This is a genomic window from Alcanivorax sediminis, assembly GCF_009601165.1.
GTDB classification, from domain to species: domain Bacteria; phylum Pseudomonadota; class Gammaproteobacteria; order Pseudomonadales; family Alcanivoracaceae; genus Alcanivorax; species Alcanivorax sediminis.
This window is the reverse complement of the sequence record NZ_WIRE01000001.1, coordinates 2,458,488-2,482,966: the sequence shown is the minus strand read 5'-3', so window position 1 is coordinate 2,482,966 and position 24,479 is coordinate 2,458,488. Positions and strand designations below refer to the sequence as shown.

Sequence of the window (24,479 nt, the reverse complement as noted above, 5' to 3'; positions counted from 1 at the left end):
CCGGGTCAATTTTGAAGGCGCTTCGGCCTTGATTTAAGCCGTTCTTCTGAATTACAACTAGTGCAACCGCCGGATGCCCGGCTAATAACAACAAAATAAGCGATCGCCAGCCCATGAAAGCATTCTTTTCCCTGTGCAGCGCCATTGTTCTGGCCCTGTACTCGCCGGTTAGTGCCGCCAGCGATGACGGCCTGTCTGAGCAGATCCGTCAACTCAAGAATCAGGCCCTGGATCTCAACCGTGATCTAACCATACTGGAACGCGAACTTTTGTACGCTACGCCCCAGACCAGCATCTTCGTATCCGTGGATGTGGGCACACCAATCCGACTAGTTGATATCAACCTCACCATCGACGGCGAGCATGTTGGCTATCATTTCTATTCTGATCAGGAGTTCGAAGCGCTCACCAAAGGCGGCATCCAACGTCTTTACACTGGGAACCTGACCAGCGGACGCCATCAGCTTGAAGCGACCATTACGGGCTACGACCCGCAAGGCAAGGACTACCAGAAAACGACCAGCTACGCTTTCACCAAGGGTGCAGGCAAGAAAATGCTGGAAATGCAGGTGGTTGACGACCTCAACAATCAACAGCACAAATTTGAATTCCGTGAATGGAATCAGCAATGAAGCAGCAACCACTGAAAAAGTGGCTGCTTGCGGCCGGCATTGCCGCGTCATGTGCAACTGCCCAGGCAGCCAAAGTCGAGTTCTTCGATGAGATCGATACCGGGCCCACTCCGCTAAGCGTTGAGCAGCACCGCTATCTGTCTTTTGGCGAAGTCATGTACGACTACTATCGTCATGCCAACTTCGATGCCATCAACTTGCTGCTGGTCAACCAGCAGGGAGCCCTTTTCGACGAAGATACGGAGTATGCCGAGCTGTTACTGGGTGATCTTTACGTCACCTATGGACTGCCTTATAAAGCCGAAACCATTTTCAACCGTCTTCTCAAGAAAGACATTCTCAGCCATACCCGGGCACAAACCTGGCTACACAAGGCTGCCCTGCATTACCGAGATGGTAATCATGCCGAAGCGGCGATGATTCTTGATGACAAGAAACTGGATGGCCTGGAACCGGCCGACGAAGCACGCCGTAAGCTGATGCTGGCCAACATTTTCATGGCCGAAGGTGACTTTACCGGTGCCCTGGACTATCTCAACGATGTTCCTGTGGAAACCGATGAAGGCCGCTACGCCACCTACAACATGGGCGTGGCATTGATTCGTGGCGGGCACGAAAAACAGGGGCTCAAACTCCTCAACTCACTTTTGACACTGCCTGCCAGCAGCGACCAGGCGCTGGCGCTGCGCGACCGTGCTGCACTGGCAGCGGGTCTTACCCAGTTGCGCAGCAGCGAACTGGACGGCGCACAAGCATCGCTGCGACAGGTACGCAGCGATGGCCCTTTTTCTGAAGATGCACTGCTTGCTCTGGGTTTGACCAACTATCGTGCCGGCGCCATCAAGCGAGCCCTGCCTTTGTGGCTGGAGGCAGTGAGTCGTAACAGCAGTCACCCTTCCGTTCAGGAAGCGCTCATGCTGGCCCCCCGGGCCTATGAAGAGCTCGGTGGCATGCCGCAGGCCCTGGCAGGATACAAGTATGCGGCCACCCAGTACCGTGAAGCGCTGAAGGACCTTCAACGTGCGATCGAGAATATCGCACGCTCCGGCTGGGCTGAAAACTTGCTGCCCGAGGATAGTAACGAAGTCGGCTTCCTGCCCGCCAACTCAGAAGACCTCGCGCACGGAGGGGAACTCTCCTACCTGTACAAACTGTTTTCCAGCAACACCTTTGCCCAGCGATTCCAGAATTATCGCCAGATACACCAGATTAAAACCATGGTGGAGCACTGGGAGCGATCCCTGCCTGCACTGATGGAGTCTTACCAGATCCAGCAACAGGCCCTTAACCGCCACCTCCCCAATGTGCGCAGGCAAATCAGTCTTCATCAGAAGGAACAAGAACAGCTGATGATGGCCAGTGACAAACTCAGCATGTCCATTCCCGACTTTGTCGACATGAGTAACCCGGGTGATGTTGCCAACGCCGAACAGGCGATCATGTGGAAGAAGGTCGATGCCATGGCTAACCAGTTTGGTCGTCTGCCAGGCTCCAGCCACGCCAACGCTCTGAGGCTACGCAGGGTGCGAGGCCTGTTACTTTGGGATATTGCCCACCAGTCGATGGAACAAAGGGAAAAACAGATTCAGGCTGCTGCAGAACTGGCAGACGAAACTCGTATCCTGGCAGAGCGGGTCGCTGCGGTGAGCCTGCAGATCCGTGATGCCACGTTGCGTACACGCGATGATCTTGGTCAGCGGCTATCCCAGCAGCAAAGCCGCATTGCCGAGATTAAACGCCTGTCAGAACAAACCCTGGCTGCGCTGGAGCAAAGCATGCAGGCCGACGCCCTCGCCCTGCTGCAGGCCAACCAGAAAAAGCTGGCAGATCAGCTGGCTGAAGCCCATCTGGCCGTGGCGCGTCTTCAGGACACCTCCGTCTCCGGCGACACAAAACAGAGGACAGGATCGTGAATCGTTTTCGCCTGCACAGTCTCGCCGCTGCAGTGATCGCCATCAGCGGTTGCGCCAGCGCACCCAGTGGCGGCACCCTGGATCAACAGGCCCAGTTTGGTGGTACCACCCTGGCGGATCTCGAAAGCACCGATATCGTGATCGAAGAGCAACAGCTCGACAACGCGACAACCCAGGACGCCCTGGCCAGTTATCGCCAGGCCGCCGAGCTATTTGATGACCCTGAACGACGCGCAAAAACCCTGCGACGTATGGCGGATCTTGCGCTTTCTTCTGCCACCGAGCAGGAAATGGCAGCGGTACAGGAAGACGAAGAACGCATTGAGCGTGAAGTCGATGAAATGGTGTACAAAAACACCATGCAGCAGGTGAACACCACCGCAGATACCCAACGCAAGCTCGCCCTGTTGGACCAGGCCGGCAACATCGCCCCTACCGTGGCAGAAGAAAACGTGGATTACACCACGGCCATTTCTCTCTACCAGGAACTGCTCAGCAACACCAGCGATCCCAACGAGCGGGCCGAAGCCTATTATCTGCTGTCCAAGGCCTATGCCATGGATGGTGATCTGGAACGCGCCAGACAAAGCCTTGACTCATTGGTGTCGCAGTACCCCAACAGCGAATGGGCGCTGGAGGCCCAGTTTCGCAGAGGCGAAATGCTGTTCTCTGATGGTGACTTCGAGTACGCAGAACAAGCCTACGCGGACGTGATTCGTCGTGGCAAAGGCAACGAATTCTACAACCAGGCGCTCTACAAACAAGGCTGGAGCCATTACAAGCTGGGTGACTACACTCCAGCCTTGGGTAGCTTCTTTACCCTGCTTGACGCATTGAACGGTCATTCCGAGCTGGATAACGATACCAGCATGGAAAACAAGTTGTTCAATGATACCCAGCGCGTCACGGGTCTGGCCTTTACCAATCTGGATGGTGCTGAGTCTGTACGCAAATGGTTTGCACGTAATGGCCGACGGGACTATGAGCCAGACATTTACCGGACGCTGGGGCAGGTTTATCTTGGCCAGGAACGTTTCCGTGATGCAGCAGAAACGTTCGATATGTTCGTCACCGTCTATCCTGACTCTGAACTGGCCCCGGAATTTTCAAGCCTGCAGATCGATTCTTACCAGAAAGGTGGCTTCCCCACTCTGGTATTGCCGGCCAAGGAAAAATTTGTTCAACATTACGGCATTTCGAGCGATTTCTGGAAACGCCATCCGGACATTCGCGAACAGTATGTCGGATTGCTGAAGGGGCATATCCTCGACCTCGCCGAGTACCATCACGTACTGGCTCAAAAGTCTGGCAAACCGGCCGACTACCGCGCTCCCGCAAACTGGTACAAGGAATATCTCGATACTCCGCCAGTCAGCGACAATCAGGGTGAGGTAAACCATCGCTATGCCGACGTGCTGTTTGCTGCCAAAGAGTACCCGGCTTCCGTTGCCGAGTTTGAACGCACAGCCTACAACTTCCCGGACTATTCAGAGGCATCCACAGCGGCCTACTCGGCCCTTGTGGCTTATCAGAAAGTACTGGAAAACACCTCTCTCAAGGAAGAACAGGCATCTGACTGGCGCAGCCGAAAAATCTCCAGCTCGCAAAAATTTGGCCAGACGTTCCCACAACATCCTGAAGTGCCCAATGTGCTCAGGAATACCGCTGAAGATCAGCTTGCTCTTGGTGATATCCCCGGTGCGGTGAAGACAGCCGGCATCTTGGTTAACCGTCAACCGTCACCTTCCAATGAGCTACTGCGCTATGGCTGGTCGACAATCGCTAACGGTGAATTTGATCTGGCCAACTATCCTGTTGCGGAGTTCGCCTACGGAAAGCTGTTAGCGTTGCAGATGCCCGCTACCGATCGCGCAGAGTATCGAGAGAAGCTCGCGGTCAGCATCTATCGTCAGGCTGAGACGGCACAAGCTTCAGGCAATATGGACCTTGCGGCGGCCACCTTCCTTCGCGTTGGTCAAACCGTTCCAGAGGCAGCAGTGCGCAAGAACGCAGAATTTGATGCCGCCACCCTGTACATCAATCAAGGCCGTGGCGCTGATGCCATTCCGGTTCTGGAAGCGTTTCGTGATCGTTACCCGGATGACCCCCTTAGCGAAACTATCCCGGACAAACTCGCCGTTGCCTATGAAAACCAGGGTAACTACACCGCGGCAGCTGGCGAGCTGGCGATTATTGCGGCCAACTATAAGGGGAAGGATGACGAGCTTTCCCGCCAGGCGCTCTGGAAAGCCGCCAAGATGCAGGACCGTGCTGAACAACCAGCCGCCTCCATTGCCGTGTACGAGCAATATCTGCAGGAATGGCCACAACCCTACGACTTTCGCTCTGAAGCCCAGTTCCGGCTTGTCGAGCTGAACAGAAGCACCGGCAACAGCGGACAGGAGTCCCACTGGCTTAAGCAGCTGGTCAGCACTTATCGTGAAGCAGGCAGCAACGCCAATGATCGTGTAGCCTGGCTGGCAGCCTATGCCAGCTTCACGCTGGCTGAGCCGAACTTCCAGACTTTCAACAACATCAAGCTGGGACAGCCGTTGAAGGACTCGCTGGCAGAAAAGACCACTGTCATGAAAGCCGCATTGGCTGATTATCAGGCCGTTGCAGATATTGGGGTCGCAGAATTTGCCACAGCGGCCAACTATAAAATTGGCGAGATGTATCGTGTCCTTGCCAAAGACCTTATCGCCTCTGAGCGCCCTGCTGGACTGGATGAGCTAGAGCTTGAAGAGTACACCATGCTGCTCGAGGACAAAGCTCTGCCCTACGAGGATCAGGCCATCGATATTCTTATTGCCAATGCCAACCTGGTCACAGATGACATCTATGACCAGTGGGTAAAAAAGAGTTTTGGTGCACTGGCAGAGTTGATCCCTGGCCGCTACGCAAAGTTTGAACAGGTTGAGAGCTATGTGGACATTATTTACTGATTCCTGCAAAAGCAGGCACTCTTTTTGGGTCGCCCTGTCCATGAGCCTCGCCTTGGCGATGTCGGGTTGTGCCACCAATACAGGCGGCGGGCTCGATGGAACTGCCGAGGGGAACACTAGTAAGTACGAAGGCCAGAAAGAAGGGGGGGCCGCGGCCGATAGTGATGCGGTACATATCCCCCCGGTTCCGCATGATCCGCAGGTGGAAAAAATAGCCCAGCAGGCCATGGCTGAATACGCCCGAGCCCTGCAAACTCGCATGGCAGGAAACAATACTCAGGCACTGGTCATGTTCCAGTCACTCGCCGAACGCTATCCGCAACTATCAGGGCCCAGCCTTAACGTGGGCCTGATCTATATGCAGCAAAAGCATTACCCGGAAGCCGAAGCTGCCTTCAGGCAATCTCTCGCCGTGAATGGTGCCAACCCTTATGCCCACAATGGCCTTGGACTGGCATTACGGGAACAGGGGAAATTCAGGGAAGCACGTACGCATTATGAGCAGGCGCTCACGCTGGACCCCAAGTACGCTCGCGCGCATTTTAATCTTGCTGTACTGGGCGAGTTATACCTGCAGGATCTTAACCTGGCACTGACCCATTTCCGTGCCTACCAGAATTTGCAAAAACAGGCGGACACCAACGTTGCCAACTGGATTGTCGATCTGGAAAACCGCGCACCGGGCGCCCCGCAACAACCCGTCGCAGGCAATGGCTCCGGTGAAGACACAGGAGGTGTTAACTAATGCGCATCAAAATAATCACCGTCATTCTGGCCATCACCACCAGTGCGTCTCTCCAGGCGGCTGATGGTAAAGAAGGGGCCGCTGCCACTAATGTCATTGGTACACAGGAAGCCCCTACGGTGCTGAACGTCGTGCCCTGGAAAGATCGGGAGGTGAAGCTTGAGAAGAAGGATCCCACCTCCTCATTACTTAACCGTGTGCTTGAGCCCCTTGATCAGGAGGTTTTGATGAGGGAGATCGAGTATCACCAATTGCTCACCAGCAAACCTGAAGATGAAGGCCTGTTCCTCGACTGATGAAACCACGACGGCCGCGCCCGTCATGGCTTGATCACTTGATGCATACACACTTTATTTCTGATACAAAAACACCTTTTGGGGAAAGCGGCAGCAACCCTTTTTCAAGCCAGTGCTGCCGCCATAAAACAACATAAACCAGAAACACCGCAGGAGAAGTCCATGCCCACCACTGCCACCGCTGCCGCACAGAGTCCTGGTATTATCGATACCTCCATCTCCTTCATTCAGGATGGCGGCTTTTTCATGTATCCCATCCTGATCGTTCTGGCCCTGGGTCTGGCGCTATCACTGGAAAGAATCATCTACCTTCAGGCCACCAAGGCACGTAACCAGAAAACCTGGAAGGATGTCTATCCATTGATTGCCAAAGGGCAGTTCCGACAAGCACTGGACGTGGTCAGTACCAGCAATACCGGCCTCGCCAAGATTATTGGTTACGGCTTGGAGCGCGCCAAGACAGCAAAGCGACACGATGACATCGAACTTGCCATGGAAGAAGGGCTGATGGAAGTTATCCCGCGCCTTGAAACCCGTACCCCGTACATCGCAACTTTTGCAAACATCGCCACTCTGCTCGGCCTGCTCGGCACCATTCTGGGTTTGATCAGCGCCTTCACTGCCGTTGCCAGTGCAGATCCTGCACAGAAAGCGGATCTCCTCTCTGCCTCTATTTCCGTTGCCATGAACACCACTGCATTTGGACTGATTGCCGCTATCCCGATGCTGCTGGCCTTTGCCTTCATTAACTCCATGACCGGCAAAATGGTAGACAGCATGGAAATGGCCTCGGTGAAATTCGTGAATGTCTTCCGCCAGGTTTCTGAGCGCAAGAACGACGGCCAATAAGCCGATTTCTTGTTTTCGCCAACCTGGTGTAAGGATCTGGTATGCGATTTCGCAGACGAAGTTCGCGCGACACCGATGTGGAACTGAACATCACTGCCTTTCTTAATTTGATGGTCGTGTTGATTCCCTTTCTGCTGATTAATGCCGTGTTTGCTCAGGTATCCATCCTGCAGCTGAACCTGCCGGCCATTAGTGACAGCAGCAGCCCCTCGGATGACGACAAAAAAGAAAAATTGGTACTGGAAGTGCTGATCTACGAAAACCGCTATGAAGTGGTGGATCGAAACACCAGCGCCGTACTGAAGATTGTGGAAAACAAGGCCGAAGAGCACGACAGTGCAGGCCTACATGACTTTCTGGTCGATCTGAAACAGAGATTCCCGTCCGAAACGGCGGTCACTCTGCTTTGCGAAGATGACACTCCCTATCGGGTCATGATCAAGACCATGGATGTGGTGCGTCTTTATACCACCACCATTAATGGGCAGAGCATCAAGAAAGAACTGTTTCCAAATATCAATATTGGCTCAGCGCCTGCTGACAAGGCCGCAAATAACGGAGGTGACGCGTGAAGAAGTCTACTCGCGCCCGCCGCATGGAGCGCCACCACGGCAAGCACAAGACGGTCGCAGCACTTAACCTGACCTCCTTGATGGATATTTTCACCATCCTGCTGATCTTTCTGCTGGTGAACAACAATAATGCAGCCAAGCTGCCAGACAACAAGGACATCCAATTACCGGAATCCATTGCTCAGGAGCTGCCCAGTGAGGTGTTAACCATCCAGGTTAGCCCAACTGACATCATTGTCGAGGGGCAACGCATTGCAGACACCGAAACGGTTCGTAAACAGGAAGAGCGTACCGTCAAGGCAATGATTGATGAGCTCCAGTTCCGCGCTTCACAGGCCCTGGCCGTGAACCCGGAAGACGAACGGGAAATCATGATTCTGGCTGACCGTGATGTGCCCTACGTTGTCATCAAGAAACTGATGCGCAGCTGTATGGAAACCCCCTACACCAAGGTTTCCTTCGCTGTACTGAAAGTCTCAGAGGAGGCAGCGAATGACGCAGAATAAAAACAATAACCTGCGCATCCTGATTGATGGCACTCTGCCATGGGACAAGCAAGAGGGGGAAGATCGCCGTCTTTATGGCATCGTCATTATTCTTCTGATCCTGTGTCTTTTACTGTTGTTTATGGTGGAATCCATCACCATCGAAAAACCTGATCGTCGTGAACAGCAAAAGATTCCGGACAGACTGGCGCAGATGGTTCTGGAGAAGAAAAAAGAACCGCCTCCGCCCGAACCGGAACCGGAGCCTGAGCCTGAAAAGGAGCAGGAAAAACCGAAGGAAGAAAAGCCCAAGCCTGAAGAGCCAAAACCTGAGCCCAAACCCGAGCCTCGCCCGGACCCCACTCCGGAACAGCGGGAAGAGGCTCGTGCCACAGCCAAAGCCAAACTGGAGTCCGATCTTGGTGATTCGCTTGCCGGTCTGGATGACATAGGTCCACTGGTGACCTCCGGCAATGATCTGCGGACTGGCGGCAGCACCGAAGCCAAGGCCGAGCGAGATCTGATCGGTAAACGGGCTAGCAGTGGCTCTGGTGGTGTTGCCGTGGCCAAGGCATCCAGCGGTGGTGGTGGAGGTGGTACGCTCTCCTCTGGCACGGTTGGTACAGGCAAGGTCGACAGCAAAATCGTCGAATCCGGTCAGGTCGCCAGTACGACTCGTAAAGGAAGCGATGGCAAGAGCCGCCGCACCCAAGAGCAGTTGCGACGGGTGTTCGACCGTTACGCTGGCAAGTTTAACAGCCAGTATCAGCGGGCATTGCGTAGCAACCCCGCCCTTCAGGGCACCGTGGTACTGTCACTGGTGATTGCACCGGGCGGTGAAGTCACCGACGCCAAGATCAAGTCCAGCCAACTGAATGATGCCGCGCTGGAACGACGCATCTTGTTGATCACCAAGGGCATGAATTTTGGTGCCATGAACGTGGAAACCTGGAAAGGTGACTACAAACTGAACTTCTTCCCGAACTGATCCGGTTTCGGCAAAAAAACGCCCTTCGGGGCGTTTTTTGTTTATGAAATGTACTCTCCTGGTTATATCGGAAATACATGCCGACTTGCGCCGCTAAAGCCCTGCCCGCTTCTTGGTCCAGGCTGTTGCCTCTGCATTCAGTGGATCCTCCGGCCACGGGTGTTTCGGATAACGCCCACGAAGATCCTTGCGAACGGCTTGATAATTCTCAGTCCAGAATCGAGTCAAATCATCCGTAATCGCAGCCGGTCTTCCCGCAGGGGTCAGCAAATGCGCAGTAATGAAGACTCTCCCTCCAGCGAGCTCAGGTAATGATCGCATTCCAAACAGCTCCTGAAGCTTTACAGCCAGCACTACACGTTCCCCTGTGTAATCCAACGCCACTTTTCGCCCAGTGGGAATACTCACCATTTCGGGCAGAAGCTGATCAAGGTGTCTTTGCTGGTCGTAATCCAGCAGAGCAGTCAAGGCGTTATCAAGCGCAACTGACTTGAGATCCGTCATCGCCCTCATCCCCGACAAGTAAGGAAGCAACCAGGTTTCCAGCGTCGCCCTCAAGGTCTCGTCGCGGACATCAGGCCAGCCATCTTCAAGATCTGCCAACCTGGCCACCCGTGCTTGCCATTGTTTGAGCCGAGGCGTCCAGGGGAGTGACGCCAATCCTTCCTGACGAACCCCGTCTAGCAGGGCTATTGCCACCTGCTCAGTGTTCAGCGTCTGAAGTGGCAGGCTGTGAAGTTCGATTTTGCCCAGCAGAACCTGACGGCGACCAATGACTCGGTGCCTTACAGCATCCCAACCAACCCACTCCTTTGCGGTGGTAAGTGTCGTCAACAGTGATGGAATTCGGTCTGCTGGCACCGGAAGAGCCAGCCGCACAAGTGCATCTTTTGGCTTGCCATCCGTATCAAGAATAACCAGCCACTCCTGCCCTTCAAGAGCATCACCTTGTGGCAATATCACCCCCGGCCCATCCGCCATCTGGTAACGACGGCCATCATTACTTCGGCGTCGCGCCAGCTGCATTGGCATGGCCTTCACCAGGAGTGCGGCGAGCCCCTCAGACCAATCTTCACAGTGTTTTCCTGCACCGGGAACCAACCTGGAGGCTTCTTGCAACAAGGCATTGAATCGTTCCGGCTTCTGGTCCAGCAGCTGTAACCGACTGCGAATATCAGCGCCATGCCCTGCAAGAATGTCACGTTCATTTAGCAGAGCAGCAATCCGGGCGGCTGTTTTTGCCAGGCCTGATTTCTTGCCTTCCAAAACCAGCATCGCCAATGAGGGCTCCACCCCCATACTGGCAATGGCTTCTCCATGGGCGGTTATCGCTCCGCTCTGGTCCAGGGCACCTTGCTGGGTCAATCTGCCCACAGCCGAGCACCATGCTGCTTCAGGCGGATGATCGAGCCACTGCATCTGTGAGGGGTCGAGACAGCCCCAACGAGCCAGGTCCAGTACCAGTTGATCCAGACCTACTCGACAAATTTCAGGCGTGTTGTGGCGGGCCATCACTTCATCTTCTGACCAACAGCGAATGCAGACACCGGGACCCAATCGTCCTGCCCGCCCTGCTCTCTGCCTGGCACTAGCCTCACTGATTCTGCGGGTAACCAGGCGAGTGCGATGACGGACCGGGTCATAAACCGGCTCACGTTGAAAGCCGCTATCGATGACGTGAGTAACATTTTCGATAGTGAGACTGGTCTCAGCCACATTGGTGGAGAGTATCACCAGCGACTCCCCCCCGGCCGCTCGGTTGATCACCTGCTGCTGCCGGTCGAGAGAGAGCCCACCATGTAACTCAGTCACATCGGACTCGAGCGCGCTACGGCTCAACAAACGGGACAGCTCCCGAATTGCGCTCTGGCCAGGCAGAAAAACCAGGACGACTTTTGCTTCTGATTCAATCGACAGGATCTGACCGGTGACCTGTTGCTGCCAATCCTGGTGGCCCCCCGCCGGTGCGTAACGTACCTCAACAGGAAAGCTGCGCCCTTCACTCTTGACCAACGGCAGCCCGAGACGCTCGGTAAGAGGACCGCAGTCCAGCGTGGCAGACATGACCAACAACCCCAGGTCCCCCCTGAATGCCTCCCGGGTTTCAGAGATCAACGCCAGACCAAGATCCCCTTGTAATGAGCGCTCATGAAACTCATCAAAAATGACAAGGCTGATGCCATTCAGCTCGGGATCTGCCAGTAACATCCGCGTGAGGACGCCTTCGGTAACGACTTCAAGGCGAGTTTCTTCACTGACCCGGGTATCGGTTCGAGTCCGATAGCCAATTGTCTTTCCCGGTTTCTCATGCAACTGTGAGGCCATGAACGTGGCCACAGAGCGGGCAGCCACCCGCCTGGGCTCAAGCATGAGGACTCGACCTGATTTCGCCCAGTGCGTATCCAGCAGACGGAGCGGTACCCGGGTCGATTTACCCGCACCGGTCGGTGCTTCGAGAATGGCACCACCATGCTCGCCCAGAGCGGTAAACAGTGTTTCAATCACTGTATCGACCGGAAAGGTATGCGTCATGATATGTTAGATCTCAATTTTGATGTGCCCGCGATCAATGAAGACGAATGAGCTTCAAATGGGACTGTTGAAGATAGCTGGCTATGCTATATTCTCGCTATCACTAATAATATATAACTAGTAGGTGATCCATCCGCTATGCTGAACGACTTGGGGATTCCTGAACATCTCATCTGGAAACTGAATGACTTTGACAACCATCAGCGTGCCGTCAATTTCATCAAACAGTTTCAGGATACGTTGTGTGTGTACAGCGCCCCGGTAGAGCAACTCTATACCAACTATGAGATTTCACTGCCGGAAAGTGACGACCGCTCACTGATTATCTTGCCCAACCCTTACGCTTATCACGACACCTTCAACGGCATTGTTGAAGACAGCGTTCATGCCAGTGGCATGTACATCGTACCCGGCGACCTGTTTGGCAAGGAAGGTCTGTTTCTGACGCTCAGACTGCTCAAATCAGGCAAGCGAGTGGTTAAGCCGGTCCCGCTTAAAGTGGGATTGTGGGCATTGATGAAAAAGGAGACCGAGTCGGTACCCTTCCTGCCCGTCATTACCAAGGGGGATTTGCGAGCATTTCGCAAAGACTTCCCTTGTCTTCACCTTCATAGAATCCAGCCCTCCAAGCTGGTCGACCGGTCTCCCATGGAGATCAAGGCCATTCAGAAGGTCATTCGCGACAAGCTGAAAGTGTATATGTAGCTGGGTTGCTGCCGGACAACCCTGTCCGGCAGCGATGTCGTTTGCACTACGCTTCCAGAGATCCTGAAGTCAGCCTCTCAATCAGCATTTTCGTAGCAGTAGTCCAAGGCGTGCACATAATATTCCAGCCCTTTAAAGGCGGCCATATGTGCGCGCTGACGACTATCATCATCGACGCAAATCAACTTGATCAGTTCCATGGCTTCATGGGGGTGGTCATCATCATAGGACGCGTGAGCCCTCAACCAAGCCATTGAGTGCCGGTTAATTGTCGCAACACCCTGTTCTTCATAGGCTTTCATGCCCTTCACGACGCTTTGGCTCCACTCCCCTGTCGCCCACTCAATGGCAAGATTGGTAGCCGCAATACCCTCTTCAAGGCTGGCCTGACGACCGATACTCCACAGGTAGTGGTTCACGGCATCCATCGCTGCCGGAGGATCGACAAATTCGAGATCGTGAAGCGTTAACCCGAATCCCATAGCCCAATCCTGATACCAGTAGGCATGACGCTGCTCAATCTTGATATTGCCAATCAGCCAGTTCTTCGCTTCCTCGTGGCCCGGCTGGCGGCCTGGACGGGTCTTGGCCAGATTCAATCCCATGTACTTGGGAAAGTTTTCAACCAGGGGGTAAAAATTCAGCAAGGCTGAGCGGAAGCGCGGCAGACTCAGGGCTCCGCTCCCCATCTCTGTGAAAAGCGGGTGATGTACAACCTGATCCTTGAGCGGTACCAGCTCGTCCCAAAATTGCTGAGCCCAGGGTGAGTGAGCGGTAATCTCGAGCGCTTTCTTGTAATTAGCGGCGCGCATAGTTGTTCTCCATAACAACAGATGGGCAATACGAATACGACCGACGCGCCAGCGGCACGTTAGTCCAACAATTTGTATAAGCGATTTCGCAGACGACGTAAATGACGAATCCGCGGATTATCTGCCAAAACCGCAGGGTTATAGAGTGCCTGCTGGTATTGAAGCGCCCATTGCCTGGCAGGTTCAGCCGCGCGGGGCCAGCGCTCGGCAATGCGTTCAGCCAGCTGAGCCGGTGTGATGCCGGTATCCAGCGGCACCCCGCTCAGGCTAGCAACCCGTTGGTGGAGACGCCAGAATTCCCGTTCCATGGGACTCTGCCGATAACCACGGTCCCGACTCAGCAGGAACAAGGTGTAGAGCCCCAGTAGCAGGGTAATCCCCGCCAGTAGTGCAAGGGCAATACGTAAGGGACTGACGGAGCCGAGTAACTGACGAAGCAGCGACATCTGGCTCTGGCTGTTATAGCCCAGCACCCAGGTCTGCCACTGGAAGTCCACATAGTCGCCCCACTGTCGTAGACGACCCAGCAAGCCCGAGTTGGCAAAACTCTGCAGCCCGGACAACAAAGGTTCATCATCAGCGCTGTCACTGAGGGCCGCCCGTAAACCATTTTCGACCCTGTCAGGGGCTACTGCAGCCGTGGGATCCACCCTAACCCAGCCTCTACCCTCTAGCCATACCTCACTCCAGGCATGGGCATCATACTGGCGTACCATCAGATGAGAGCCCAGCGCATTGGGTTCCCCCCCCTGATAACCAACCACTACCCGGGCAGGAATCCCGGCAGCCCGCATCATGAAGGTAAAACTGGAAGCATAATGCTCACAGAATCCTCTCCGGGTCATGAACAGGAACTCATCCACAGGGTCCACAGGTAACGGGGGAGGGCTTAGCGTGTAATAAAAGGGGTGTTCGCGAAAATACCGCAGCGCCCTGTCAACTACCTCTTCAGCTGAGCTTGAGTCCAGTCGCCATTGCTGTGCTAGGCCGCGTGCCCGCCGACCCACATCCTGATCAGGCAAAGACAGCATCAGCTCACGCTCAATACTGTCAAGACGCATTGCACCCGACAGCACAGGATAACTGGTGACGGTATACGCGAAGGTTTCAGACACAGGCTTCTGAGCCACCAATCGCATATCCCGGGCCAAAGCCGCATCACCTTGTTCTATAACGGGCACCTTCATGGCGAAAAGCCATGATCGCTGTGTTGGCTCCATAATGACCTGATACCGATAGCCGGAGCCACGCTCCGCGGACATCAGAGCCTTGTACCAACCGGGTGCAGGGCTTCCCCGCTCAGCGAGATAATCCTTCTTCTCCATTCCCCGAGGAATGGCCTGTTGCCAGGTGCGCCCATCGAAATGGCTGAGCGTCAGTCCTCGCCAGTAGCGTTCGCCGGGGACCGGCATGGGGCCGTCAAAGGCAATTCTGAAGGCCGGATCCGACGACTGGGATAACTCGCTGATTTCACCCGGCGCCATACTGTCAGACATCCCGGTTCTGGCCTGACCGGAATCAATCCGCATGTTCCACAGAGGCGCCACTCTGGGGACCAGCACAAAAAGTACCAACATGACCGGGAGCGCCTGCAGCGTCAATGCTCCCGCACGGCGCAAATGGGCCAGCGGCCTGACTCCGGTATCACTGTGGTTGATACCGACCAGACAGGCCGTTAGCAGCAACATACACAGCAGCACATAGCCAAACATTCCCGGCCCACGCTCAAACAGCAATGCCGTTGCACAGACAAAGTAACCCAGTACGATCACCACATAGGCATCACGCTGGCGCACCACTTCGAGATACTTCAGGGAAAAAAGGCTCACTAGCAAGGCCACCCCCGCGTCGGGACCATAAATCCGCCCAAACGAAAACCAGGTAAGGCCCACCACAGATGCCATCAATACCCCCCTGACCATTTTTCCCGGAAGGCGAATCCTTTGACGGTCGGCCAAAGCACGGATCACCATCACCAGAATAACCAGCCCCGCCTGCCAAGCAGGCCCGCGAATCAGCTGGGGGAGTGAGCAGGCGATAATGGTGATCACCAGCCAGAGTCGGGTGTGAGTGGGTACCTGATAGACACGCATCAACCAAACTCCGGGTAAGCAGCCAGCGCATCCAGCGCACGGAGCCGGTGGGTATCCCCCGTGTCCGGCACCAATGTCATTCCCGGCAGCTTCAAGCCGTAGGGGTTTTGATGCTGATCCAGTGCCAGCACCCAATAACAGAGAATGGACAAGCGCTGCTCCGTCCCGATCCCCTCAAGCGCATCCCAGGTGAGCCATAATCGACCGCCAGCCGGCTCTTCGAACAGCTTGGTATTCAAGCCTGCCCCCCGGGCATATCCCTTCCAGTCGATACGGCGCAGGGAGTCCCCGGCCACGTAGCCACGCAGTCCACGGAACTCATCATTCCCCGCCTTGCCTGTGGGTGCGGCCTGTGTTGTTTCGCTCCCCCCCTCTGCGGGACACTCCTGGCTGACCTGAGGTGAAGGCCAGGCAAGGCAGCAATGATCCAGGCTCACGTAGGACCAGGTACGCAGCAACCCCAACGGGAAAACACTCTCCACCTTCATTCGGGGAGCCAGCACCTTGCCTCGCTTTGGCAGGGCGAGGTTCATCCACAGGGTACTTTCTGTTCCTGCTGGCACACTGATCTGCTGGGCTGGCTGCCCCTCCCACTCCAGCCAGATACAGTGGTGGTCATGGTGTTCACTGAACAAGGTGACCCCAAGAGAGCCCCGCTCACCGGCATAGCCGGATTCGCTCCCGCCATTACGCAAACCCAGCCCGGAAAGATTACGGTAAGTATGAAGAATCGCCACCAGAAACAAGCTGGCCAGGAGAAAACTGAGGGAAAGAACAAGGTTGTTTTCGTAGTTGATACCGCCGATGAACAGCAGGCTGCCGACAGCAAGATAGAAAAAACCGTACCCGGTCGGGAAGATGAAGATCCTCCTCTGGTTCAGTACTACCAGTGGGGCACGGGGCAGTCGTCGGGCCAACCAGGCCTGATAGTACCTCTGGATGGGGGCCGGCAGGCGCATCAGTTAGCGCCGAACCACCGGTACAGACTGCAACAACGACTGGGTCATGGCGGAAACGCTGCCTCCCTGGCGGGCACTGAGTCGATGTTCTGCTACTGCCGCCCAGACCGCCTGAATATCTTCAGGCACCACGTAGTCACGGCCACTGATCAGCGCCCAGGCCCGGGCGGCTTTCAACAGCCCTAACCCCGCTCGTGGCGACAACCCAGCCACAAATCGATCATCCGTGCGGGTAGCGTCGAGCAGGCGCTGCACGTAATCAAGCAGTTCATGGCTGGCTCTCACCTTTTCCACCATGACACTCAGCTTGACCAAACCCTCGCTGCTGATCACCGGCTTCAGGTTTCGTGCCTTCTCGCGCAAATCACCACCGGCCAACAGGGCCAGTTCCACTTCCGGAGAGGGATACCCCAGGGAAATACGCATCAGGAAACGGTCGAGCTGGGATTCTGGCAGCACAAAGGTGCCTGCCTGATCTGACGGGTTCTGGGTCGCCACCACGAAGAAGGGCTTCGGCAAAGGCCGCGTCGCACCATCCAGTGTGACCTGTCGCTCCTCCATAGCTTCCAACAGAGCGCCCTGGGTTTTCGGCGTAGCACGGTTGATCTCATCGGCCAGCAGCAACTGGGTAAAAACCGGACCTTCCCTGAGCGTAAAAGTCTGGGTGTTGGGATCAAACACGGATACACCAAGAATATCTGCAGGCAGCATGTCACTGGTGAACTGTACCCGGCGATATTCGAGCTGAAAGACCCGGGCCAGTGCATGCGCCAGCGTGGTCTTGCCCATGCCAGGAAGGTCTTCAATCAGCAAATGACCATTGGCCATCAGACAAGTCAACGCCAGCTTCAGCTGGTCTTCCTTGCCGAGAACTACCTTGGCCACTTCATCTAGGGCTTTTGTCAGTGCCTGCATGCGATGCCTTTATCAGGTTCTTGTTGTGTGCAGAGCGGATCTGCCAGCCGGTGAAGGCTGGGTCAGGCGCTGGCCAGCGCTTTGAGACCGCGCTCCAGATCCGCTTTCAGGTCTTTAACGGATTCCAGGCCAATAGCTAGACGAATCAGGTTTTCCGAGATACCGGCACGACGTTTCTCTTCCTCAACAACACGCCCATGGGTGGTGGAAGCCGGATGAGTGACAGTGGTTTTCACATCGCCCAGGTTGGCTGTAATGGAAATGAGACGCGTGGCGTCGATGAAGCGCCAGGCAGCCTGACGATCCCGGTTGCCCGCGGCGTCCTCAACCTCAATGGACATGACCGCGCCATAGGCAGACTGTTGTCGCCCAGCCAGGTCATGCTGTGGATGAGAAGGCAACCCCGCATAGTGCACCCGGACAATGCCCGGTTGGGATTCAAGCCACTGCGCCAGTTCCATCGTGCGGGCGCTCTGTGCCTCCATTCGCAGGCTAAGTGTTTCCAGCCCCTTCAGGAAGACCCAGGCGTTGAAAGGGCTCATACAGGCCCCTGCAGATCGGACAAAACCTAACACCTCATCCAACTGCGGTTTCGGACCGACAACAGCCCCCCCCAGACAACGCCCCTGCCCGTCCAGATATTTGGTTGCACTATGGATGATGATATCTGCGCCCATTTCCAGTGGCTTTTGCAATGCCGGGGTGCAAAAACAGTTATCCACTACCAGCAGTGCGTCATTGTCATGGGCCAGCCTGGCCAACGCGGCGATATCACCGATTTCTGACAGCGGATTGGACGGGGTTTCCAGATACAGGATCCGGGTTTCAGGACGAATCGCTGCTTCCCAGGCAGACAAGTCCTTGAGATCAACCAGGGAGGTTTCGATACCGAACTTCTTGAGGTACCGATCAAAAATCACATTGGTGGTACCGAAAACACTGCGCGAGCTGACCACATGATCGCCCGGCGCCAACAGCGAGAAGAAGGTACCTGTGATCGCGGCCATGCCAGAGGCGAATGCCACGCAGGATTCGCCCCCTTCGAGCGCAGCCAGCCGCTGTTCGAACGCCCGAACGGTCGGGTTGGTAAAGCGGGAATAGATATTGCCCGGCTCTTCACCACCAAACCGTGCCGCAGCCTGGGCCGCGCTTTCATAAACGAAACTTGACGTCAGGAAAATCGGATCCGAGTGGGCCATTTCATCCGTGCGTAACTGGGCGGTACGAATAGCCAGGGTTTCTACATCAAACTCGCTCGGATCCAGATCCTTCATTGTGTCGTCTCACCTCAAGGCGTTGGACTTTCAAGTGTTGCACGCTGCATGAAGCGTGTTACATCAATTCGTATTATGCAGGTCAATAATTTCGTTATCGGCCAGGGCCTGCTTCTTCTCTGAGGAGCCTTTGGCGTCATCACTGCGCCTGGCTTCCAGCTCACTCAGGTAGTCCAGGGTAATGTTACCGGCCAGGTACTCTCCATTGAACACGGAACAGTCGAAAGACTCTACTGCGGGGTTACCCTCGCGGCAGGTCTCTACCAGATCAGCCAGATCCTGGTAGATAAGACGATCTGCGCCGATCAACTCGCAGATTTCATCGGTAGTGCGGTCATGGGCAATCAATTCCCGGGCTGCAGGCATATCAATGCCATAAACGTTGGGGAATTTCACTGCCGGCGCAGCAGAAGCGAAATAGACCTTGCGAGCACCAGCCTCCCTGGCCATCTGGATAATCTCGTTACAGGTTGTGCCTCTAACGATAGAGTCATCCACCAGCAACACGTTCTTGCCCTGGAATTCGAGTTCAATGGGGTTGAGTTTCTGGCGAACCGATTTCTTGCGCTGGTGCTGGCCTGGCATAATGAAGGTGCGGCCAATGTAACGGTTCTTGATAAAGCCCTCGCGGAATTTCACGCCGAGGTGATTGGCCATCTGCAAGGCAGACGTCCGGCTGGTATCGGGAATCGGAATCACCACGTCGATGTCATGGTCCGGCCACTCGCGCTCCACTTTTTCGGCCAGCTTCTCCCCCATGCGCAGGCGTGCCTTGTACACGGAAATGCCATCAATGATGGAGTCCGGTCGAGCCAGGTAAACCTGCTCGAAAATACACGGGTGCAGGCTCGGGGATTCAGCACACTGGCGGGTGCACATTTCGCCTTCGGCAGTAATATAAATCGCCTCACCAGGCGCCAAATCACGCACCAGGTGGAAGCCAAGGGAAGACAATGCCACAGACTCAGAGGCCACCATGTATTCAGGCCCCTGCGGCGTGTCCTTGCGACCAAAGCAGACAGGACGAATGCCATGAGGATCCCGGAACGCGAGAATACCGTAGCCGGTAATCATGGCCACAACCGCATAGGCGCCTTCAACCCGCTTGTGAACGGCGGCCACAGCGTCAAAGATGTCATCGGCCTCAGGCTGCAACTTTCCTCGGCTTTGCAGCTCGTGGGCAAATACGTTGAGCAGCACTTCCGAATCAGAGGTGGTGTTGATATGCCGCAGATCGGCACGGAAGATGTGCTCCGCCAGCTCTTCCGCATTGGTCAGGTTACCGTTGTGGGCAAGGGTAATCCCGTAAGGGGAGTTCACGTAAAAGGGTTGGGCTTCGGCGGAGCTTGAGCTACCCGCAGTAGGATAGCGAACATGCCCGATACCCATGTTGCCCACCAGGCGGCGCATATGGCGGGTGCGAAATACATCGCGCACCATGCCGTTATCCTTGCGCAGATACAGTCGGTCTCCATCGCAGGTAACGATACCCGCGGCGTCCTGCCCGCGATGCTGCAGAACGGTCAGCGCATCATAGATGCCCTGATTTACATAGCTATGGCCGACAATGCCCACAATGCCGCACATGGTTTTTCCCTCTAGCTGCCGCTTACATTCATAACAAGGCCGAGCAAACTCTCGCCCATTTCCCGAGTCCAGGTTTCCATCATCACCAGATGAGGAACCAGGACGGATTCTTGCCACCACTTGTCAGCAGCGAACAACTGACGGCCCAAAGCCACCAGCACTACCATAAGCAAAATACCGCGCAGTGCGCCGAACACCATACCCAGCAGACGATCGGTACTACTCAGCCCGGTGACACGAATCAGCTCACCCAACAAATGACTGATAAGTGCCCCCACCACCAATGTCAGGGCAAAAAGAGAACCGAAAGCAACGACAAAACGCAGGCTGGGGGTACTGATCTGATCTTCAAGAACCAGTTCGAAGGCCGGACTGAACAGGCGCGCGATAATAAAGGCGGCAACCCAGGTGAGCAATGAAAAGGCTTCACGGGTGAAGCCCCGGCGCACACTCAGCAGTGCAGAAATTGCAATAACGATCAGGATGATGCCGTCAGCCAGATTCATCAAAAAACGTGCTCTTGCGGGCAATATGCGCTTGAGTGGATTGCCTCGGCCCTGTGCGACGCCGCACAGGCTCCGTGTGAATTCAGACGGCGAAGTTTACCAGAGGCTGATCGGCTATGCATGCCGAAACACGCTGTTCAGGGAGCGTAGATCCGGACCAGTCCATCAAGCTTGAAACGGGAATCGTTCGCGAGTCGCTGACGGGTACGCTCCGCATCCTGCTTGCGAATTTCCGGGCCCACCATAACCCGGTGAAGAAGCTTACCGTTCTGGCTGTCGGTTTCCATATATGCCCGAAAGCCGGCGTCCTTCAGGCGGGCAACCAGACCGGCGGCGCCATCCTGCTGGCTGAAACTACCCACCTGAACAACAAAACCCGCCAACACTGGATCGTCCTTGGCAGTGATTGTCGGCGGCGGTGGCGTGGTCAGTGTCTCCAGCACCGGAGCTTTTTCCTCTGGCGCAACCATCTCAGGCGTACTTTCGGGTTGCTCTGCCGCGGCTACCACTGCCTCACGATCACTTTTGATACGCTCCTCAGCGGCCCGCTCCACGTCTTCAGAAACCACAGGATCGATAACCACGGCCTGATAGTCAGGTGGCGAGGGAATATCCATGTCCAGAGCTGCGCGGATCTGGGCCGGGGAACGGAACACCAGCGGGGACAAGACTGCCGCAAGTATCAGCAGTAACACCACACCGATAATGCGCTGTCGTGTCTGTTTATTCACTCTGCCCATCCTCCACAGCCAACCAGGCCTCAGCAACCGTATAGAACGATCCGAAGACTACCACCTGATCACCGGGATTGGCAGCGGCCAGCGCACAGGACAGGGCATCAGACACGGAACCATGAACCGAAGAGACTGATTGAGAAGGTAGGGCCGCTACCAGCTGGTCTACTGCTGCCGCCCTCGGCATATCCGGCGCACACAGATACCAGCTGACATCCCCATCGGCAAACTGGCCTGCCACCTCCGCTATCGGTTTGTCCGCCATCATGCCGAAAACCAGGTGCCTGTGACCCATACAGCCCGGCAGCAGCGAATGAAACCGTGATACCGCCGCCAGGTTGTGCCCCACATCAAACCAGCAATCGACACCGTTAATATGGCGATATTCACATCGCCCCATCAGCGCCAATCCGCTGACTTCATTCACTGCTGCCTGCGTGACCGGCACATTGGCAAGCATCAGGGCCTGACAGGCTGTCGCCAGATTATCAGCACCCAGGACCACCTTTTCAGGGCACTCTGCCACGGTGCCATCGACAAAACGCAAGCCACCCTGTCCCGGCTCGGCAACAAATTCCCTGCCAGCAAGCACCGGAACTGCCCCCATGCGCTCAACCAGCTGCTCGAGGTTCTCTGGCCAATCCTGCTCACCGAATACCAGCGGTCTGCCCGAACGGCCTATCCCGCACTTCTCGGCACAAATGGCTTCGCGAGTGTCACCCAGCCAGTCCTGATGATCGAGACCAACTGAGGTGACCACTGCCACGTCAGGGTCAACCAGATTGACCGCATCAAGGCGTCCACCCAGTCCGACTTCCAGCAAGGCAAGATCGGCGTCACAACCGGCGAATAGCCACAGTGCGGCCAGGGTGGTGAACTCGAAGTACGTCAACGGGGTATTTCCGCGTGCCCTGTCGACCTGATCGAAGGCTTCGCAGAGCTGGCCGTCACTGGCCAGCCCATCTGGCAGCATGATGCGCTCATTGAAGTGGATCAAGTGGGGGGAAGTGTAAATGCAGACTCGGCGACCTGAATGCCTTGCCAGGCCTGACATCAAGCGCAAGGTTGAGCCCTTACCATTAGTGCCCGCCACCGTGATCACGGGCATGGGCAAGGTGCTGACCCCCAGTTTGTCGGCCACAACACGCAACCGGCCGAGACCCATTTCGATCTCGGCCGGATGCATGGCTTCTATACGGGTTAGCCAGGCGGCAAGCGCTGCCGCGTGATCAGTCTTGCTCATTCACTTCCAGTGGCCAGGACAGCATGTTGGCAAGCACACGGTGCAGGGTATCGCGCATGTCATGGCGACTCACGATCATGTCGATGGCCCCATGCTCAAGCAGAAACTCGCTGCGCTGGAAGCCTTCCGGCAACTTCTGGCGAACCGTCTGCTCAATCACCCGTGGACCGGCAAACCCGATCAAGGCGTTCGGTTCGGCAACGTTAATGTCCCCCAGCATGGCCAGGGAAGCAGACACACCGCCATACACCGGATCCGTGAGCACCGAAATGAACGGTAACCCTGCCTGGCGCATCTTTTCCAGCGCCGCAGAGGTTTTCGCCATCTGCATCAGGGAGAACAGCGCTTCCTGCATCCGTGCGCCGCCACTGGCGGCAAAACAGATCAACGGCAGCTCGTGCTCAAGGCACACATTAACGGCACGCACAAAACGCTCACCCACCACAGACCCCATGGAGCCGCCCATGAAATTGAATTCAAAGGCAACTGCGACCACGGCTTCACCCTTGAGCTTGCCCTTCATGGCGATCAGGGCATCGTGTTCTTCCGTGGCCTTCTGAGCCGCAACCAGACGGTCCTTATACTTCTTGGAGTCCTTGAACTTGAGACGGTCCACTGGTGCCAGGTTGGCGCCGATCTCTGTCAGGGAACCCTCATCCAGAAACATTTTCAGACGCTTGCGGGCACCAATACGCATGTGGTGATCACACTTGGGGCAGACATCCAGGTTTCGATCCAGCTCCGGCTTGTACATGACCCCGTCACAACGCGGACACTTGCGCCACAGACCCTCAGGAATATTGGTCTTGCGGGTTTCCTGGGGTCGCCTTACGGCGGGTAGGATTTTCTCCAACCAGTTGCTGCTGCTCATGCAAAGGTCCTTACGTGTCCATGGCGGTGCGCATGGCGGACAGAATGTCGCTGATGGCCTGATTGATAGCAGCGGGATCGTTCTGGTGCTTGTCGACCTGATTCACCAAAGCACTACCAACCACGACGCCATCTGCCACTCGACTCACCGCCTGTGCAGATTCAGCGTCTTTGATACCAAAGCCAACGCCAATGGGCAATTTGGCAAGATTGCGAATTGTTTCAACACGCCCCGCCACTTCCTCAACATTCAGCGATGCCGAGCCGGTAACCCCCTTCAGGGACACGTAGTAGAGGTAACCGGAACCGGCCTCACCGATCAGCTTGATGCGGGCATCCGAGGTAGTGGGAGCGACCAGGAAGATCAGGTCCAGGCCTGCAGCATCCATCACTGGTTTGACTTCCAGCGCTTCTTCAGGGGGCAGGTCCACCAGCAAAACGCCGTCCACACCCGCTTCGGAAGCAGCCTTGGCAAAGGCCTCGTACCCCATCACTTCAACCGGGTTGAGATAGCCCATCAGCACCACCGGGGTATCACTGTTGGTTTCCCGGAAGCTGGCGACCATGCTAAGCACATCACGGGTAGAGGTACCATGAGCGAGGGAGCGCTCACAGGCCTGCTGGATGACCGGACCGTCCGCCATGGGGTCAGAAAACGGCACCCCAAGCTCAATGATGTCTGCCCCGGACTCAACCATGGCATGCATCAGCGGTACAGTGACATCCTTCTGCGGATCCCCAGCGGTAACGAAGGGAATCAGCGCCTTGCGATTCTGACCAGACAGACGCTCAAAACAACGTTCGATACGACGCATTAACGATAA

General features: G+C 55.8%; 22 protein-coding genes. 10 read left to right on the top strand and 12 right to left on the bottom strand.

All coding sequences use genetic code 11. The annotated features are described in order from the left end of the window. The first annotated feature begins 113 nt into the window (after nucleotides 1-113). The 9 genes from GFN93_RS11275 (at nucleotide 114) to GFN93_RS11235 (ending at nucleotide 9,425) form a co-directional block, all read left to right on the top strand. Nucleotides 114-632, top strand: a complete 519-nt coding sequence (locus GFN93_RS11275) for a hypothetical protein (protein ID WP_235901800.1) — start codon at nucleotides 114-116, stop codon at nucleotides 630-632. Beyond that, nucleotides 629-2,545: a tetratricopeptide repeat protein gene (locus tag GFN93_RS11270; protein WP_194285792.1), complete on the top strand. Its 1,917-nt coding sequence runs from the start codon at nucleotides 629-631 to the stop codon at nucleotides 2,543-2,545. The genes GFN93_RS11275 and GFN93_RS11270 overlap by 4 nt, the downstream gene beginning before the upstream one ends. After that, nucleotides 2,542-5,490, top strand: coding sequence for a tetratricopeptide repeat protein (locus GFN93_RS11265; protein ID WP_328594553.1), 2,949 nt, complete (start codon nucleotides 2,542-2,544; stop codon nucleotides 5,488-5,490). Before GFN93_RS11270 ends, GFN93_RS11265 begins: the two co-directional genes overlap by 4 nt. A 40-nt stretch (nucleotides 5,491-5,530) precedes the next feature. Next, on the top strand, nucleotides 5,531-6,235 hold the full coding sequence (locus GFN93_RS11260) for a tetratricopeptide repeat protein (RefSeq protein ID WP_153501182.1): 705 nt from the start codon (nucleotides 5,531-5,533) through the stop codon (nucleotides 6,233-6,235). After that, nucleotides 6,235-6,531 (top strand): hypothetical protein, encoded by a 297-nt coding sequence (locus tag GFN93_RS11255; protein WP_153501181.1) that lies wholly within the window; start codon nucleotides 6,235-6,237, stop codon nucleotides 6,529-6,531. Before GFN93_RS11260 ends, GFN93_RS11255 begins: the two co-directional genes overlap by 1 nt. A 162-nt stretch (nucleotides 6,532-6,693) precedes the next feature. Next, complete coding sequence (locus tag GFN93_RS11250) at nucleotides 6,694-7,380, top strand: MotA/TolQ/ExbB proton channel family protein (protein WP_153501180.1); 687 nt, start codon at nucleotides 6,694-6,696, stop codon at nucleotides 7,378-7,380. Nucleotides 7,381-7,421: 41 nt separating this feature from the next. Beyond that, nucleotides 7,422-7,952 carry an ExbD/TolR family protein gene (locus GFN93_RS11245; RefSeq protein WP_153501179.1) on the top strand — a complete coding sequence of 177 codons (531 nt, stop codon included), beginning with the start codon at nucleotides 7,422-7,424 and terminating at the stop codon, nucleotides 7,950-7,952. Beyond that, entirely contained in the window at nucleotides 7,949-8,458 is a 510-nt protein-coding gene (locus GFN93_RS11240; protein WP_328594552.1) for an ExbD/TolR family protein, read from the top strand. The genes GFN93_RS11245 and GFN93_RS11240 overlap by 4 nt, the downstream gene beginning before the upstream one ends. Then, on the top strand, nucleotides 8,445-9,425 hold the full coding sequence (locus GFN93_RS11235; RefSeq protein ID WP_153501178.1) for an AgmX/PglI C-terminal domain-containing protein: 981 nt from the start codon (nucleotides 8,445-8,447) through the stop codon (nucleotides 9,423-9,425). The genes GFN93_RS11240 and GFN93_RS11235 overlap by 14 nt, the downstream gene beginning before the upstream one ends. Before the next feature lie 93 nt (nucleotides 9,426-9,518). Here GFN93_RS11235 and hrpB read toward each other — a convergent pair whose 3' ends face one another. After that, nucleotides 9,519-11,957: an ATP-dependent helicase HrpB gene (hrpB, locus tag GFN93_RS11230; RefSeq protein ID WP_153501177.1), complete on the bottom strand. Its 2,439-nt coding sequence runs from the start codon at nucleotides 11,955-11,957 to the stop codon at nucleotides 9,519-9,521. A gap of 138 nt (nucleotides 11,958-12,095) precedes the next feature. Between hrpB and GFN93_RS11225 the strand changes: the two genes are divergently transcribed. After that, a complete protein-coding gene (locus GFN93_RS11225) occupies nucleotides 12,096-12,662 on the top strand; it encodes a hypothetical protein (RefSeq protein ID WP_153501176.1) in 567 nt (188 codons plus the stop codon). Nucleotides 12,663-12,739: 77 nt separating this feature from the next. Here the strand turns inward: GFN93_RS11225 and GFN93_RS11220 are convergent, their stop codons facing one another. From GFN93_RS11220 to trpA, 11 genes are all read right to left on the bottom strand, one after another. Then, the gene (locus GFN93_RS11220; RefSeq protein ID WP_153501175.1) at nucleotides 12,740-13,474 is read right to left on the bottom strand and encodes a TenA family transcriptional regulator; all 735 of its coding nucleotides are present in this window, start codon (nucleotides 13,472-13,474) and stop codon (nucleotides 12,740-12,742) included. A gap of 59 nt (nucleotides 13,475-13,533) precedes the next feature. Beyond that, nucleotides 13,534-15,567 carry a transglutaminase family protein gene (locus tag GFN93_RS11215; RefSeq protein WP_235901798.1) on the bottom strand — a complete coding sequence of 678 codons (2,034 nt, stop codon included), beginning with the start codon at nucleotides 15,565-15,567 and terminating at the stop codon, nucleotides 13,534-13,536. Then, complete coding sequence (locus GFN93_RS11210; protein WP_153501173.1) at nucleotides 15,567-16,526, bottom strand: DUF58 domain-containing protein; 960 nt, start codon at nucleotides 16,524-16,526, stop codon at nucleotides 15,567-15,569. The genes GFN93_RS11215 and GFN93_RS11210 overlap by 1 nt, the downstream gene beginning before the upstream one ends. Nucleotides 16,527-16,529: 3 nt before the next feature. Beyond that, nucleotides 16,530-17,441 (bottom strand): AAA family ATPase, encoded by a 912-nt coding sequence (locus GFN93_RS11205; RefSeq protein WP_153501172.1) that lies wholly within the window; start codon nucleotides 17,439-17,441, stop codon nucleotides 16,530-16,532. Between the two features lie 62 nt (nucleotides 17,442-17,503). Continuing rightward, complete coding sequence (locus GFN93_RS11200) at nucleotides 17,504-18,715, bottom strand: O-succinylhomoserine sulfhydrylase (protein WP_153501171.1); 1,212 nt, start codon at nucleotides 18,713-18,715, stop codon at nucleotides 17,504-17,506. A 63-nt stretch (nucleotides 18,716-18,778) separates the two neighbouring features. Then, entirely contained in the window at nucleotides 18,779-20,302 is a 1,524-nt protein-coding gene (gene purF, locus GFN93_RS11195; protein ID WP_153501170.1) for an amidophosphoribosyltransferase, read from the bottom strand. Nucleotides 20,303-20,313: 11 nt separating this feature from the next. Then, entirely contained in the window at nucleotides 20,314-20,808 is a 495-nt protein-coding gene (locus GFN93_RS11190) for a CvpA family protein (RefSeq protein WP_153501169.1), read from the bottom strand. 137 nt (nucleotides 20,809-20,945) lie between these two features. Then, complete coding sequence (locus tag GFN93_RS11185; protein WP_153501168.1) at nucleotides 20,946-21,548, bottom strand: SPOR domain-containing protein; 603 nt, start codon at nucleotides 21,546-21,548, stop codon at nucleotides 20,946-20,948. After that, nucleotides 21,532-22,785: a bifunctional folylpolyglutamate synthase/dihydrofolate synthase gene (locus GFN93_RS11180; protein ID WP_153501167.1), complete on the bottom strand. Its 1,254-nt coding sequence runs from the start codon at nucleotides 22,783-22,785 to the stop codon at nucleotides 21,532-21,534. Before GFN93_RS11180 ends, GFN93_RS11185 begins: the two co-directional genes overlap by 17 nt. Then, nucleotides 22,772-23,656, bottom strand: a complete 885-nt coding sequence (gene accD / locus GFN93_RS11175; protein WP_153501166.1) for an acetyl-CoA carboxylase, carboxyltransferase subunit beta — start codon at nucleotides 23,654-23,656, stop codon at nucleotides 22,772-22,774. The genes GFN93_RS11180 and accD overlap by 14 nt, the downstream gene beginning before the upstream one ends. 10 nt (nucleotides 23,657-23,666) lie before the next feature. Then, nucleotides 23,667-24,470 carry a tryptophan synthase subunit alpha gene (gene trpA / locus GFN93_RS11170; RefSeq protein WP_153501165.1) on the bottom strand — a complete coding sequence of 268 codons (804 nt, stop codon included), beginning with the start codon at nucleotides 24,468-24,470 and terminating at the stop codon, nucleotides 23,667-23,669. Nucleotides 24,471-24,479: the final 9 nt, after the last annotated feature.